At 52.3% G+C, this 13,996-nt stretch carries 15 protein-coding genes and 1 tRNA gene; 5 read left to right on the top strand and 11 right to left on the bottom strand.

Annotated features, from left to right (window positions below; genetic code table 11):
• Window positions 1-81 precede the first annotated feature (81 nt).
• Window positions 82-155 (bottom strand) — tRNA-Gly (locus FDW95_RS04485).
• A gap of 79 nt (window positions 156-234) precedes the next feature.
• On the bottom strand, window positions 235-993 hold the full coding sequence (actS, locus tag FDW95_RS04480; protein WP_168246980.1) for an amidase activator ActS: 759 nt from the start codon (window positions 991-993) through the stop codon (window positions 235-237).
• Between the two features lie 160 nt (window positions 994-1,153).
• Between actS and idi the strand changes: the two genes are divergently transcribed.
• A complete protein-coding gene (gene idi, locus FDW95_RS04475) occupies window positions 1,154-1,702 on the top strand; it encodes an isopentenyl-diphosphate Delta-isomerase (protein ID WP_115257545.1) in 549 nt (182 codons plus the stop codon).
• A gap of 93 nt (window positions 1,703-1,795) precedes the next feature.
• Here the strand turns inward: idi and lysS are convergent, their stop codons facing one another.
• From lysS to xerD, 5 genes are all read right to left on the bottom strand, one after another.
• Window positions 1,796-3,313: a lysine--tRNA ligase gene (gene lysS / locus FDW95_RS04470; RefSeq protein ID WP_096755805.1), complete on the bottom strand. Its 1,518-nt coding sequence runs from the start codon at window positions 3,311-3,313 to the stop codon at window positions 1,796-1,798.
• Between the two features lie 9 nt (window positions 3,314-3,322).
• Window positions 3,323-4,421 (bottom strand): peptide chain release factor 2 gene (prfB, locus tag FDW95_RS04465; protein ID WP_115257544.1). Its coding sequence is split into 2 segments (ribosomal slippage): window positions 3,323-4,345 and window positions 4,347-4,421, totalling 1,098 coding nucleotides; the frame shifts between segments, so codons are not numbered across the junction.
• A gap of 90 nt (window positions 4,422-4,511) precedes the next feature.
• Window positions 4,512-6,245, bottom strand: coding sequence for a single-stranded-DNA-specific exonuclease RecJ (gene recJ / locus FDW95_RS04460; protein WP_115257543.1), 1,734 nt, complete (start codon window positions 6,243-6,245; stop codon window positions 4,512-4,514).
• A 5-nt stretch (window positions 6,246-6,250) separates the two neighbouring features.
• A complete protein-coding gene (gene dsbC, locus FDW95_RS04455; protein WP_096755802.1) occupies window positions 6,251-6,964 on the bottom strand; it encodes a bifunctional protein-disulfide isomerase/oxidoreductase DsbC in 714 nt (237 codons plus the stop codon).
• 23 nt (window positions 6,965-6,987) lie between these two features.
• Window positions 6,988-7,884 carry a site-specific tyrosine recombinase XerD gene (gene xerD / locus FDW95_RS04450; RefSeq protein WP_096755801.1) on the bottom strand — a complete coding sequence of 299 codons (897 nt, stop codon included), beginning with the start codon at window positions 7,882-7,884 and terminating at the stop codon, window positions 6,988-6,990.
• A gap of 112 nt (window positions 7,885-7,996) precedes the next feature.
• On the opposite strand from xerD, the gene fldB reads away from it, so the two are divergent.
• Window positions 7,997-8,518, top strand: a complete 522-nt coding sequence (gene fldB / locus FDW95_RS04445) for a flavodoxin FldB (protein ID WP_115257542.1) — start codon at window positions 7,997-7,999, stop codon at window positions 8,516-8,518.
• Between the two features lie 45 nt (window positions 8,519-8,563).
• Here the strand turns inward: fldB and FDW95_RS04440 are convergent, their stop codons facing one another.
• Both FDW95_RS04440 and sdhE read right to left on the bottom strand, forming a co-directional pair.
• Window positions 8,564-8,971: a protein YgfX gene (locus tag FDW95_RS04440; protein WP_096755799.1), complete on the bottom strand. Its 408-nt coding sequence runs from the start codon at window positions 8,969-8,971 to the stop codon at window positions 8,564-8,566.
• Window positions 8,952-9,218, bottom strand: a complete 267-nt coding sequence (gene sdhE / locus FDW95_RS04435) for an FAD assembly factor SdhE (protein ID WP_096755798.1) — start codon at window positions 9,216-9,218, stop codon at window positions 8,952-8,954. The genes FDW95_RS04440 and sdhE overlap by 20 nt, the downstream gene beginning before the upstream one ends.
• Before the next feature lie 256 nt (window positions 9,219-9,474).
• Between sdhE and ygfZ the strand changes: the two genes are divergently transcribed.
• The gene (gene ygfZ, locus FDW95_RS04425; RefSeq protein ID WP_115257540.1) at window positions 9,475-10,455 is read left to right on the top strand and encodes a tRNA-modifying protein YgfZ; all 981 of its coding nucleotides are present in this window, start codon (window positions 9,475-9,477) and stop codon (window positions 10,453-10,455) included.
• Between the two features lie 79 nt (window positions 10,456-10,534).
• On the opposite strand, the gene FDW95_RS04420 is transcribed toward ygfZ, so the two are convergent.
• Both FDW95_RS04420 and yqfB read right to left on the bottom strand, forming a co-directional pair.
• On the bottom strand, window positions 10,535-11,194 hold the full coding sequence (locus FDW95_RS04420; protein ID WP_096755796.1) for a hemolysin III family protein: 660 nt from the start codon (window positions 11,192-11,194) through the stop codon (window positions 10,535-10,537).
• Window positions 11,195-11,357: 163 nt separating this feature from the next.
• Complete coding sequence (yqfB, locus tag FDW95_RS04415) at window positions 11,358-11,669, bottom strand: N(4)-acetylcytidine aminohydrolase (protein WP_115257539.1); 312 nt, start codon at window positions 11,667-11,669, stop codon at window positions 11,358-11,360.
• Window positions 11,670-11,721: 52 nt separating this feature from the next.
• On the opposite strand from yqfB, the gene FDW95_RS04410 reads away from it, so the two are divergent.
• Window positions 11,722-12,450: a MurR/RpiR family transcriptional regulator gene (locus FDW95_RS04410; RefSeq protein WP_115259901.1), complete on the top strand. Its 729-nt coding sequence runs from the start codon at window positions 11,722-11,724 to the stop codon at window positions 12,448-12,450.
• Window positions 12,451-12,570: 120 nt separating this feature from the next.
• Window positions 12,571-13,996, top strand: a 1,426-nt coding sequence (locus tag FDW95_RS04405) for a 6-phospho-beta-glucosidase (RefSeq protein WP_137363423.1), incomplete at its 3' end; no start/stop codon positions are given.

Here is a 13,996-nt window from a genome sequence, read left to right as displayed (position 1 = left end):
CTTATTCGCACCTTCCCTAGCGGAAGGCTTAAAGCTGTATCCCTTAGGATTCAGTAAGTTGGAGTACTTTAAGAAAGGTCATGGAGCGGGCGAAGGGAATCGAACCCTCGTATAGAGCTTGGGAAGCTCTCGTTCTACCATTGAACTACGCCCGCATTGAAGTGCGTAAGGGATTATAAACCTTACACACTTCCTGGCAAGGGGCTGATCGACTGACTGGCGATTAATTCACCGTCAGCATTTTGGCTTGCTGCCCTGCGGCGGCAAATAGCGCTGCGGATCGATAGCCGTAGCGCGATAACGGATCTGGAAATGCAGGCGCACCGAAGCCGCATCAGAGCTGCCCATGGTGGCAATTTTCTGCCCGGCTTTCACTGTTTGCCCGTTGTTAACCAACAGCGTATCGTTATGGGCGTAGGCGGTAATGTAATCTTCGCCATGTTTTATCATCACGAGGTTGCCGTAGCCACGCAGCTGATTGCCGACATAGACCACCTTCCCGGCTCCAGCCGCATAAACAGGCGTGCCGCGCGCGGCAGAGATATCAATCCCCTTGTTGCCACCTTCAGCCGTGGAGTATGGCAATATCACCTTCCCACTCGCTGGCCACTGCCAACAGCGTTGCCCTACCGGTGGCCAGGATGACTGTGGCACAGAAGAAGACGGTCTGACTGCTGCCGTTTTGGTGGAGGATTTCGATTTAGATTTTGTTTTCGCCGATGCCGTGCTGGTTTTCGCGCCACCGCTGACCTTAAGCTTTTGCCCAACTTCTATGGTATAGGGGGGAGAAATGTTGTTCAGGCGCGCGATCTCTTTGACGCTGGTCCCTGTCGCACGTGAAATACCATACAGCGTGTCTCCCCGCTTAACGGTATAGGTAGAACCAGAACCGGAATCAGATGAGCTTGAACATCCCGCGACGATCAGGCTGCTCAGCAACATTATTGTGATAACAAAGCGTTTTCTCATCAGGCGTCCCGCACTCAAAACAATTCCTCGCAACATTTTAAGACGCTTTATCATAGCAGTCCGATGCCGGATGCCAAATCATATCGCGGCACGAATCGTCCGTTCAGGCATTTCACACCGACGGATAATCAATCGGCCACAATTAGGCATATAATAGTGATGCTCAAGATTAATGGTGGATGCGATGCGACAGGAACATGTCATTTTATTGAATGAGCAGGACCAGCCCTGCGGAACACTGGAAAAGTATGCGGCGCATACCGCTACAACGCCCCTACACTCTGCCTTCTCCTGCTGGCTCTTTAACGACCAGGGTCAACTGTTGGTGACTCGGCGTTCGCTACACAAAAAAGCCTGGCCAGGCGTCTGGACTAACTCGGTCTGCGGCCATCCGCAGTCCGGTGAAACTACTGCAGACGCCATCATCCGTCGCGCTCGTTTCGAACTGTGTGTGGAGGTAGCCGAACTCACGCCCGTGTATCCTGGTTTTCGTTACCGCGCTGCAGACCCCAGTGGGATTGTGGAAAACGAAGTTTGCCCGGTCTATGCCGCACGAGTTATCAGTGCGCGACGGCCAAACACGGATGAAGTAATGGATGAGCAGTGGAGTGAACTTGAGGATGTCTTACGTGCGCTGGATGCCACGCCGTGGGCCTTCAGCCCGTGGATGGTAATGCAGGCCTCTAACGATAAAGCGCGCGAATTATTACGCGAGTTTGCTAACCGTAATTGATTGCCGGATGGCAACGCGAAAGCGTTTTATCCGGCCTACAAATCATGCTTATCGTAGGCCGGAAAAGCGTGGCGCTATCCGGCATTTCACATCTTATTTAACCGGACGCATCGCCGGGAACAGGATCACGTCACGGATGGTATGGCTGTTGGTGAACAGCATAACCATACGGTCGATACCAATCCCCAGACCGGCTGTCGGCGGCAGACCGTGTTCCAGAGCGGTAACGTAGTCTTCGTCGTAGAACATCGCTTCGTCATCGCCCGCATCTTTGGCGTTAACCTGATCCTGGAAACGCTGCGCCTGATCTTCTGCATCGTTCAGCTCGCTGAAACCGTTACCGATTTCGCGTCCACCAATGAAGAATTCGAAGCGGTCAGTAATTTCCGGGTTGTCATCGTTACGACGAGCCAACGGAGAAACCTCTGCCGGGTACTCGGTAATGAAGGTCGGCTGAATCAGGTGCGCTTCCGCCACTTCTTCAAAGATCTCCGTCACGATACGACCCAGACCCCAGCTCTTCTCAACCTTGATGCCGATAGATTCAGCTATCGCTTTAGCAGAGTCGAAGTTGTCCAGATCCGCCATGTTGGTTTCCGGACGGTATTTCTGAATGGCTTCACGCATGGTCAGTTTTTCGAACGGTTTACCAAAGTCGAAGACTTCTTCGCCGTAAGGCACTTCGGTGGTTCCCAGAACGTCCTGCGCCAGCGTGCGGAACAGCGATTCGGTCAATTCGATCAGGTCTTTGTAGTCCGCATAAGCCATATAGAGTTCCATCATGGTGAACTCTGGGTTATGACGAACGGAGATGCCTTCGTTACGGAAGTTACGGTTAATTTCGAACACACGTTCGAAGCCGCCAACCACCAGACGCTTGAGGTACAGTTCCGGCGCAATACGCAGGTACATGTCCAGATCCAGCGCGTTATGATGGGTGATGAACGGGCGTGCAGCGGCACCGCCAGGGATCACCTGCATCATCGGGGTTTCCACTTCCATAAAGCCACGGCCAACCATGAACTGACGAATACCCGCCATGATCTGTGAGCGCACTTTAAAGGTATTGCGAGATTCATCGTTAGAGATGAGATCCAGGTAGCGCTGACGGTAACGCGCTTCCTGATCCTGCAGGCCGTGGAATTTGTCCGGCAGCGGACGCAGCGCTTTAGTCAGCAGACGCAGCTCGGTGCAATGGATGGACAGCTCGCCGGTTTTAGTCTTAAACAACTTACCTTTCGCGCCGAGGATATCGCCCAGATCCCATTTTTTGAACTGCTCGTTGTAAATGCCTTCCGGCAGATCGTCACGCGCAACGTACAGCTGAATGCGGCCACCAACGTCCTGCAGCGTAACGAATGAGGCTTTCCCCATAATGCGGCGGGTCATCATACGACCGGCAACGGATACCTCAATGTTCAGCGCTTCCAGCTCTTCGTTTTCTTTCGCGTCGAAGTCAGCGTGCAGTTGGTCTGAGGTGTGATCGCGACGGAAATCGTTCGGGAACGGGATCCCCTGCTCGCGCAGGTTAGCCAGCTTCTCACGGCGCGTTTTCAGTTCATTGTTAAGGTCGGCTACCGCGTCAGCGCCCTGTGCGTGTTGTTCAGACATGTTGGTTCCTCATAACCCTGCTTTCAAACTTGCTTCGATAAATTGATCCAGGCTGCCATCCAGCACCGCCTGCGTGTTACGGGTTTCAACCCCGGTACGCAGATCTTTGATGCGGGAGTCATCCAGGACATAAGAACGAATCTGGCTACCCCAGCCGATGTCGGACTTGGTGTCTTCCATCGCCTGCTTCTCGGCATTCTTCTTCTGCATTTCCAGTTCATAAAGCTTCGCTTTCATCTGCTTCATGGCCTGGTCTTTGTTCTTGTGCTGGGAACGGTCGTTCTGGCACTGTGTCACAATCCCGGTCGGGATGTGGGTAATACGCACCGCAGATTCTGTACGGTTAACGTGCTGACCACCCGCACCTGAAGCGCGGTAAACATCGATGCGCAGGTCTGCCGGGTTGATTTCGATATCAATGTCATCGTCAACTTCCGGGTAGACAAATGCAGAGCTGAACGACGTATGGCGGCGACCGCCGGAGTCAAACGGACTCTTACGTACCAGGCGGTGTACGCCGGTTTCAGTACGCAGCCAGCCGTAAGCATATTCGCCAGCGATTCTGATGGTCACGGATTTAATACCCGCCACTTCACCTTCAGATTCTTCAATAATTTCAGTCTTAAAGCCGCGTGCTTCAGCCCAACGCAGATACATGCGCATCAGCATGCTGGCCCAGTCCTGCGCTTCGGTGCCGCCAGAACCGGCCTGAATATCGAGATAGCAATCTGCGCTGTCATATTCACCGGAGAACATACGACGGAACTCCAGCTGCGCCAGCTTTTCTTCCAGCGTATCGAGTTCGGCAACGGCTTCGTTAAAGGTTTCTTCGTCGTCGGCTTCTATAGCCAGTTCTAACAGGCCGGAGACATCTTCCAGGCCCTGGCTCATTTGGTCGAGCGTGTCGACAATGGCCTCAAGGGAAGAACGTTCTTTGCCCAGCGCCTGCGCGCGTTCGGGTTCGTTCCAGACGTCCGGCTGTTCCAGCTCGGCGTTTACTTCTTCCAGACGCTCTTTCTTGGCATCATAGTCAAAGATACCCCCTAAGAACGTCAGAGCGTTCCGTGAGGTCCTGAATGCGGTTATTTACCGGATTAATTTCAAACATGGTCTGTTTTCTTTTATTGGACGAGTCAAAATGCGGTTATAAGAGCGGGATTGTAACCAATCCACGCTCTTTTTTATAGATATAGTGACGCTAAAGTGGCCAGATATTATCGATAATAATTTGCAATGAGCGGTTGCCGCGAAACTCGTTAATATCCAGCTTATAGGCCAGCGTGACTTCACGAACGCCGTTATCCGGCCAGATAGCGGTATCAACGTTAAACGCAATACCGTCCAGCAGCGGTCCGCCGTCGACGGGCTCAACCATCACCTTCAGATGACGCTCGCCAACCAGACGCTGCTGAAGCAGGCGAAAGCGCCCATCAAACAGCGGCTCCGGGAACATTTGCCCCCACGGTCCTGCATCACGCAGCATTTGTGCGACTTCCATGGTCATCTCCGCCGCGCTTAGCGGGCCATCGGAGACCACTTCGCCCTGCAGTAAGGCGGGATCGAGCCACTCGGTCACCAGCTCGCCAAAACGCTGCTGGAAGCACTCAAACTGTGCTTCTTCCAGCGATAATCCTGCCGCCATGGCGTGGCCGCCGAACTTAAGGATCATGCCCGGGTAAAGGGTATCCAGTCGCTCCAGTGCATCTCGCATGTGCAGGCCCTGAATCGAGCGCCCCGACCCTTTAAGGGTGCCGTCTCCAGCTGGTGCAAAGGCGATCACCGGACGGTGAAAACGCTCTTTAATGCGTGACGCCAGGATCCCTACCACGCCCTGATGCCACTCGGGGTGATACATCGCCAGCCCGCCAGGCAGCGTCTCGCTGCTGCGCTCAAGCTTCTCGCACAGGGTCAGCGCTTCCGTCTGCATGCCCTGCTCTATCTCTTTCCGCGTCTGGTTGAGCGCGTCCAGTTCACTGGCAAGCACCCGCGCGTCGCCAATGTTGTCGCACAGCAACAGCGCCACGCCAACAGACATATCATCCAGGCGGCCTGCCGCATTCAGGCGTGGCCCCAGCGCAAAGCCTAAATCGCTGGCGGCCAATTTCTGCGGGTCGCGATTTGAAATCTCAAGCAGCGCTTTAATGCCAGGACGACATTTCCCTGCGCGAATACGGCTCAAGCCTTGCCACGTCAGGATGCGGTTATTAGCGTCCAGCGGGACAACATCGGCCACCGTACCTAGCGCAACCAGATCAAGCAGATCTGCGAGGTTTGGCGGGGTGATAGCTCGCTCATCAAACCAGCCCTTATCACGAAGAAAAGTACGCAGTGCCAGCATCAGATAAAAAGCCACGCCGACGCCCGCCAGTGATTTCGACGGGAACGTACAGTCGTGCAGGTTAGGATTAATAATCGCCACTGCACCCGGCAGGGTATCGCCGGGCAGGTGGTGATCGGTAACCACTACCGGGATCCCCAGCGTTCTGGCATGTTCAACGCCGGCATGGGAAGAGATGCCGTTGTCGACGGTGACGATCAGCTGAGCGCCGCGGGCATGTGCCTGATCCACCACCTCCGGGCTCAAACCATAACCGTCTTCAAAACGGTTGGGCACCAGGTAGTCAATGTTGCTACATCCCAATGCTCGCATCGCCAGAATGCTCAGCGCCGTGCTGGTTGCGCCATCGGCGTCAAAATCCCCCACCACGATAATGCGGGTGCCTTCACGAAAAGCGTTATAGAGGATCTCCACCGCCTTTTCGACACCGCTCAATTGCTGCCACGGCAACATGCCTTTGACGCTACGCTCAAGCTCCTGCGCGCTACGCACACCGCGGCTGGCGTACAAACGACGCAACAGCGGCGGCAGATCGGCAGGCAGGTCGCTAGTCTCGTCGGCTTCACGACGACGAAGTTGTATCTGTTGTTTCACGCGAATTATTTACCGCTGGTCTGTTTTTGGTGCGCGTCGAGGAACGCTTTCATCTCTTTCGGTCCCTGATAGCCAGGAACAACATAGCCATTGCTCAGAACGATCGCCGGCGTGCCGCTTACACCAAACTGCACACCCAGCGCGTAATGGTCAGCAATATCCACATTACAAGTTGCTGGCTTCACGCTTTTACCCGCCATGGCATCATCAAACGCTTTGTTTTTATCTGACGCACACCAGATGGATTTCATGTCCTGCTCAGCCTGGCTTTCCAGTCCCTGGCGAGGGAAGGCCAGATAACGCACGGTAATTCCCAGTGCGTTGTAGTCTTTCATCTCTTCATGCAGCTTGTGGCAATAGCCGCAGGTGATGTCGGTGAAAATGGTAATAACGTGTTTTTCCTGCGGCGCTTTATAGATGATCATCTCTTTTTCCAGCGCGTTCAGCTGCTTCATCAGCAGTTGATTGGTGACGTTAACCGGACTTGCACCGCTCACGTCATACATCGGTCCCTGAATAATATGCTTGCCGTCTTCGGTGACGTACAGCACGCCGCTGTTGGTCAGTACAGTTTTCATTCCCGCAATCGGAGCAGGTTGAATTTCAGTGCTTTGTACACCCAGCTTCGTTAATGACTGACGAATCGCCGCGTCGTCTGCCTGCACCATGCCTGAAAACGCCGTCGCCAGCAGGGTGAGCATCATAAAACTTTTTTTCATAACCTATCCTTTCCTGTCAGCACTCACGCACGCGGGTGATGCTGTTGATGTAATTGACGCAAGCGCTCCGTTGCGACATGGGTATAAATTTGTGTGGTAGAGAGATCGCTATGACCAAGCAGCATCTGCACCACGCGCAAATCAGCGCCATGGTTAAGCAAATGCGTGGCAAAAGCATGCCGCAGTACGTGCGGCGACAGCTTCTCGCTGTCTATTCCCGCTAACACAGCATAGTGTTTAATTCGATGCCAGAAGGTCTGGCGTGTCATCTGCTGCGCACGCTGGCTGGGAAACAGCACATCAATGGAGACGCCATTGAGCAACCATGGTCGTCCGTGCTCCAGATAGGTTTCCAGCCAATACACAGCCTCTTCACCCAACGGTACCAGCCGCTCTTTATTACCTTTACCAATGACCCGCACAACGCCCTGACGCAGGCTGACATCACTCATCGTCAGCCCCACCAGCTCAGAAACGCGCAAACCGGTGGCATATAAGACTTCGAGCATGGCTTTGTCTCGGAGTTCCAGCGGCTGGTCAATCAGCGGGGTCTGCAGCAGTCGCTCGACCTGCGCCTCACTGAGATCTTTTGGCAAACGCTGTGGTAGCTTAGGTGAAGCCAGCGAAGCGCTGGGATCATCATCGCGGAATTTCTCGCGATAGAGATGTTGAAAAAATCGCCGCATTGCACTTAACAAACGCGCGGAACTGGTGGCTTTATACCCCCCCTCCATTCGCTCGGCCAGCAGTGCTTGCAGGTCATCGCTCTGTACCGTCGTCAGAGAAACACCGCGATGGTGTAGCCATTCAACAAGCATGGTTAGATCGCGACGATACGCACTTAATGTGTTTTCCGCCAGATTGCGTTCCAGCCACAGGGCATCAAGAAATTGCTCGATGCGCGCCAGATCTTGTTCCACTCGCGCCCCTTATTTCATTCTCATTTTTGATGCATTATGCCTCATTGTGCCGTGATTGCGGCGATTCTGATACACTACGCGCAACGCTACAGCAGAATTGAGACGTTTAGTAATGAACATGGGTCTTTTTTACGGTTCCAGCACGTGCTACACCGAGATGGCAGCAGAGAAAATCCGCGATATTCTTGGTCCCGAGCTGGTGACATTACACAACTTCAAGGATGATTCTCCGACCTTAATGGAGCAGTACGACGTGCTCATTTTAGGTATCCCAACCTGGGATTTCGGCGAAATCCAGGAGGACTGGGAAGCCGTCTGGGATCAGTTGGATGACCTCAACCTGGAAGGCAAAATTGTTGCTCTCTACGGCATGGGCGATCAGTTGGGTTACGGTGAATGGTTCCTGGATGCGCTGGGAATGCTGCACGACAAGCTGGTCACGAAAGGGGTGAAGTTTGTCGGTTACTGGCCAACAGAAGGCTACGAATTTACCAGCGATAAACCTGTTATTGCCGATGGGCAACTGTTTGTCGGCCTTGCCCTGGATGAAACCAACCAGTACGATCTTAGCGATGAACGCATCCAGGCATGGTGTGAGCAAATTCTTGGCGAAATGGCCGAACACTGGTCCTGAGCTTCTGCTGACTGACGGTGAAGGTCTGTAACCTTACCGTCAGCGCTATTTCTGCATTGACGGTTGTAATATCAACCGACGCAAATCCCGCCATTCAGCATCATCCATGCTGTCCGCCGCCAGCCACAGATGCTGACGCTTTCCTGTACTTGACCGCAAACGCAACATCATGCCCGTTTTTATCATCCAGGGTGCGCTAACAATCGACCACTCTTGCCCTTGCCAACGCAGGCGGCCATCCATCAATAGTCTAATCTCTCCCTGACAAGCGTTGATACGGCGCTGACTGCGCACGCAATCGAACACCACCAGAGAGAGCAAAATCAACCATAAAGGGGTGTAACTCAGTGGCCATGGCATCAATAAAATAAGCACCGCCACTAGCCCATGAATGAGCAACGAAATCCACTGTGCGCGCCAGGAGACGCGTAAATCAGATTGCCACTGGACCACGTTCCCGATTCCGTGTCTGGATAAGCCGTACCATTTGCTCCAGCTGTGCATCAGCCGGCTTCCCGTGATTCATCAACCAGTTAAATAAATCGGGGTCATCACATTCCAGCAAACGGATAAAAATGCGCTTTTCGTCATCACTTAAGTTGTCATACTCATGTTCGAAAAACGGCATGATCGAAATGTCCAGCTCACGCATACCGCGACGGCATGCCCAATGAATACGTGCTTTGTTGTTAATATCCATGTTCTTCTTCCTGTCTCGCGAAAACGAAGTACCCGGCTATTGTAACGTGTTTTTCACGCTCTTTTACGGGAATATCAGTAAACGGAAGCACGATCGCTAAATAAAACCACATTAAGTCAAAGGGTTCATCAATTATGGATGTCTCCTCGCAAAGCTTAAAATATGGCACAAATAGGATGTTTAAACCGCTTGCAATGGGCCATAGCTCTTTTACCATTAGTCATTATTACTGCGTTAAGCAAATCAGGACATTATTATGGCTTTTACATCTTTTCCTCCTCGTCAGCCTTGTGCGTCAACACGTTTGCCTCTGACGCTGATGACGCTTGATGACTGGGCACTCGCGACCATTACCGGCACCGACAGTGAGAAGTATATTCAGGGCCAAGTTACTGCTGATGTCAGTCAGCTGACCGAACATCAGCATGTGCTGGCTGCCCACTGTGATGCCAAAGGCAAAATGTGGAGCAACCTGCGCCTCTTCCGCCTGGGTGAAGGCTTCGCGTGGCTTGAGCGCCGTAGCCTGCGCGATGCCCAGCTTACCGAACTGAAAAAATATGCCGTCTTCTCAAAAGTGGTGATTGCGCCGGACGACGAACGCGTGCTGCTGGGCGTTGCCGGATTCCAGGCGCGTGCCGCGCTGGACAATCTCTTTAGCGAACTGCCAACCCGCGATAAGCAGGTGATTACCGAAGGCTCTTCTACGATATTGTGGTTTGAACACCCGGCCGAACGCTTCCTGCTGATTACCGATGCAGCCACGGCGGAAACGCTGGTAGAAAAACTGCGTGGTGAAGCAGAGTTGAACAACAGCCAACAGTGGCTGGCACTGGATATCGAAGCCGGTATCGCAGTAATTGATACCGCCAACAGCGGGCAGTTCATTCCACAGGCTACCAACCTGCAGGCCTTGGGTGGGATCAGCTTCAAAAAAGGCTGCTATACCGGTCAGGAAATGGTCGCACGGGCGAAATTCCGCGGCGCTAACAAACGAGCGCTGTGGACACTGGCAGGTTCAGCCAGCCGGGTGCCGGAAGCGGGTGAAGACCTGGAACTGAAAATGGGAGAGAACTGGCGCCGAACCGGCACCGTACTTGCGGCAGTACAACTGGCGGACGGTCAGGTACTGGTGCAGGTGGTGATGAATAACGACATGGAAGCCGACAGCGTATTCCGCGTGCGCGACGACGCGAAAACGCTGCATATAGTACCGCTGCCGTATTCGCTGGAAGAGTAAATCGCCAGGTAGCGACTTCACCTTACCGGGTCGAGGGTTTTGTAGGCCCGGTAAGCGCAGCGCCACCAGGCAATGATGATTACGCCTGCCCCACGTACAGATAGATGGCCAGGAAATGGCACACGCTGCCACCCAGCACGAATCCATGCCAGATTGCATGGTTGTAAGGGATACGTTTGCAGACGTAGAAAATGACGCCCAGTGAATAGACCACGCCACCTACCGCCAGCAGCGTTACGCCCCCAGCAGCCAGTTTAACCGCCAGTTGATACACCACAATCAATGACAGCCAGCCCATGGTCAGATAGGTCACCAGCGACAAAATTTTAAAGCGGTGGGCAATGGTCAATTTGAACAGAATACCGAGCAGCGCCAGGCTCCAGATCACCACCATGAGGCCACGCGCCAACGGTGAGTCCAGCCCCACCAGCAGAAATGGCGTATAGGTTCCGGCAATCAGCAGATAAATAGCGCAATGGTCAAATTTCTTCAGCCAGAGTTTCGCTCGCTGATGGGGTATCGCGTGATACAGGGTTGAAGCCAGGAACAGCAAAATCATGCTGCCGCCGTACAGGCTATAGCTGGTAATGGCCATAGCACTGGCATTGGTATCTACTGCCTGAACCAGCAACAGCACCAGTCCGATAATCCCAAACACCAGCCCAATACCGTGGCTGATGCTGTTGGCGATTTCCTCTGCCAGAGAATACCCCTGCGCAATTAATGGCTTCTGAACCATAGCTTACTCCCAAAAAACGAACACTTTCGTGATTGCGCTTCTAGCGTAACTGAGAATGGTTCCAGTGAACACATGTTAGCTAAAATAAATATCGATTAATAAATAACATATAAAAATCAATTAATTATATTTTATTTTTCAGCTAACAAGCGCACTCCTTAAGCTAAACACATTTAAAATCAATCACATAAAACTGCGTCTGATTTGGATAGATCTCTGTAATCACACGTTTAAGCTCATCAAGGGTCATATTTTCCTGCTGAGCATGTTTTTCACTCAGCGTATCCAACATCACGGTCGAGGTGCTTACCACTTCTATAGTGCAGAAGTAACCGTCATCTTCGAAGCGTCCAACCCGCAGAATGTCTCCGGTTTTGAAGTGGGACTCAGACTCATCGCGAATAGTGATAGTCTTGCGTCCGGCCAGAATGTCATCCTGGAAACGCTGAAAAAAAGTGATGTCATTTGGCTGCATGTTATTATTCCCTGTAGATGAAGTCTGATGAGTGAGTATTGCCATTGTGAGTATGTTCTCCCACGCCGCCATCGCCAGTCTCAACAATCTTGAGATGTTGGTCTACAACTATGTCATCAAGAACCGTGACAAAGTCATGTACATGACCATTCGCGAACTGGCTGATGCCGTAGGGGTTTCAACCACCACCGTTCTGCGCTTTTGCCGCAAACTTAACTGTGAGGGCTACTCTGAGTTTCGCGTACGCTTTAAATTATATTTAGAGCAGAATGAACCGCAACAGGCTAATTTCGGTGCCAGCGAAATAATCAGCTTCTTTAAGGGCGTGAATAACGACGAATTCGACACATTACTCGATCAGGCTGTTGATATTATATTGTCCTCCGAGCGTATTATATTCGTTGGCGCGGGAACATCCGGCGCCTTAGCTAAATATGGTGCGAGATTTTTCTCAAATGTCGGGAAATTCAGCAACCATATTGACGATCCCTATTTCCCGGTAACCAATGATATGGCCCGAAACGCGTTGGCAATTGTCCTATCCGTCTCCGGCGAAACCGAGGAGATCCTGCGTTTCGCCAGCCAGTTTAGCCTCCACAACTGCAAAGTGTTGTCGGTTACCAGCCACGAGCACTCACGCCTGGCGAAACTGGCCGACTTTAACCTCTCCTGGCATGTGCCGCAAACCCGCATTGCGGGGGTCTATGATATAACCACACAAATCCCCGTAATTTATATTCTGGAGTCACTGGGTCGCAAACTGGCGAAAAAATTGGCATAAAAAAACAAACTGTTTTTTTGATGTAACAAATCACATTAAGCCTATTTTGTTATATCGTGACATTTAACTTTCCTTTGTTAGACTCAAAATCAAATGGTATTAATTTGAGACTGAGCGCAAATGAAAAAACTGACTTTACCGAAAGATTTTTTATGGGGTGGCGCGGTTGCGGCGCATCAGGTTGAAGGCGGCTGGAACAAAGGCGGCAAAGGGCCAAGCATTTGTGACGTGCTGACCGGCGGCGCGCACGGTGTTCCACGCGAAATCACCCAGAGCGTCATTCCAGGCAAGTACTATCCAAACCACGAAGCCGTCGATTTTTACAGTCATTACAAAGAAGACATAAAGCTGTTTGCTGAAATGGGCTTCAAATGCTTCCGTACGTCTATTGCCTGGACCCGAATCTTCCCGCGAGGTGACGAAACTCAGCCAAATGAAGAAGGGCTGAAGTTTTACGACGACATGTTCGACGAGCTGCTCAAGTACAACATTGAGCCGGTTATTACCCTCTCCCACTTCGAAATGCCGCTACATCTGGTACAGCAGTACGGTAGCTGGACCAACCGCAAAGTGGTCGATTTCTTCGTTCGTTTTGCCGAAGTGGTCTTTGAGCGCTACAAGCACAAGGTCAAATATTGGATGACCTTTAATGAGATCAACAACCAGCGTAACTGGCGTGCGCCGCTGTTTGGCTATTGCTGTTCCGGCGTGGTGTACACCGAGCATGAGAACCCGGAAGAAACGCTGTATCAGGTGCTGCACCACCAGTTTGTTGCCAGCGCGCTGGCGGTGAAGGCGGCACGGCGCATTAATCCTGAAATGAAAGTCGGCTGCATGCTGGCGATGGTGCCGCTGTACCCCTTCTCCTGTAAACCCGAGGATATGATGTTTGCGCAGGAGTCGATGCGTGAACGCTACGTCTTCACCGACGTCCAGCTACGCGGTTATTACCCCTCTTATGTGCTGAACGAATGGGAGCGTCGTGAATTCAATATCAAAATGGAAGCAGGCGACAAACAGATCCTGCGTGAAGGCACCTGCGACTATCTCGGATTCAGCTACTACATGACCAACGCCGTAAAAGCGGAAGGTGGCAGCGGTGACGCGATTTCCGGCTTCGAAGGCAGCGTCCCCAACCCACACGTTAAAGCCTCCGACTGGGGCTGGCAGATAGATCCCGTCGGCCTGCGCTATGCCTTATGTGAGCTGTACGAACGCTATCAGAAGCCGCTGTTTATCGTTGAAAACGGCTTTGGTGCGTACGACAAAGTAGAAGAAGATGGCAGCATCAACGATGACTATCGCATCGACTATCTACGTGCCCACGTTGAAGAGATGATGAAAGCAGTAACGTACGATGGCGTAGATTTGATGGGCTACACACCGTGGGGCTGCATTGACTGCGTGTCGTTCACAACCGGTCAGTACAGTAAACGCTACGGCTTTATTTACGTGAACAAGCACGACGATGGCACCGGAGATATGTCGCGTTCACGCAAGAAAAGCTTCAACTGGTACAAAGAGGTGATCGCCAGCAACGGCGAAA

It is taken from the genome of Citrobacter sp. wls718 (genome assembly GCF_005280945.1).
Classification (GTDB): Bacteria; Pseudomonadota; Gammaproteobacteria; order Enterobacterales; family Enterobacteriaceae; genus Citrobacter; species Citrobacter gillenii.
The sequence above is the reverse complement of the archived record's forward strand: the minus strand, read 5'-3'. Positions and strand labels throughout refer to the sequence as shown.

What these genes read in the sequence shown, in the direction of transcription:
- fldB (WP_115257542.1), top strand. Translation starts at nt 7,997, where the DNA reads ATGAACATGGGTCTTTTTTACGGTTCCAGCACGTGCTACACCGAGATG.
- FDW95_RS04410 (WP_115259901.1), top strand. Translation starts at nt 11,722, where the DNA reads ATGTTCTCCCACGCCGCCATCGCCAGTCTCAACAATCTTGAGATGTTG.
- dsbC (WP_096755802.1), bottom strand. Translation starts at nt 6,964, where the DNA reads ATGAAAAAAAGTTTTATGATGCTCACCCTGCTGGCGACGGCGTTTTCA.
- FDW95_RS04420 (WP_096755796.1), bottom strand. Translation starts at nt 11,194, where the DNA reads ATGGTTCAGAAGCCATTAATTGCGCAGGGGTATTCTCTGGCAGAGGAA.
- idi (WP_115257545.1), top strand. Translation starts at nt 1,154, where the DNA reads ATGCGACAGGAACATGTCATTTTATTGAATGAGCAGGACCAGCCCTGC.
- sdhE (WP_096755798.1), bottom strand. Translation starts at nt 9,218, where the DNA reads ATGGATATTAACAACAAAGCACGTATTCATTGGGCATGCCGTCGCGGT.
- ygfZ (WP_115257540.1), top strand. Translation starts at nt 9,475, where the DNA reads ATGGCTTTTACATCTTTTCCTCCTCGTCAGCCTTGTGCGTCAACACGT.
- lysS (WP_096755805.1), bottom strand. Translation starts at nt 3,313, where the DNA reads ATGTCTGAACAACACGCACAGGGCGCTGACGCGGTAGCCGACCTTAAC.
- yqfB (WP_115257539.1), bottom strand. Translation starts at nt 11,669, where the DNA reads ATGCAGCCAAATGACATCACTTTTTTTCAGCGTTTCCAGGATGACATT.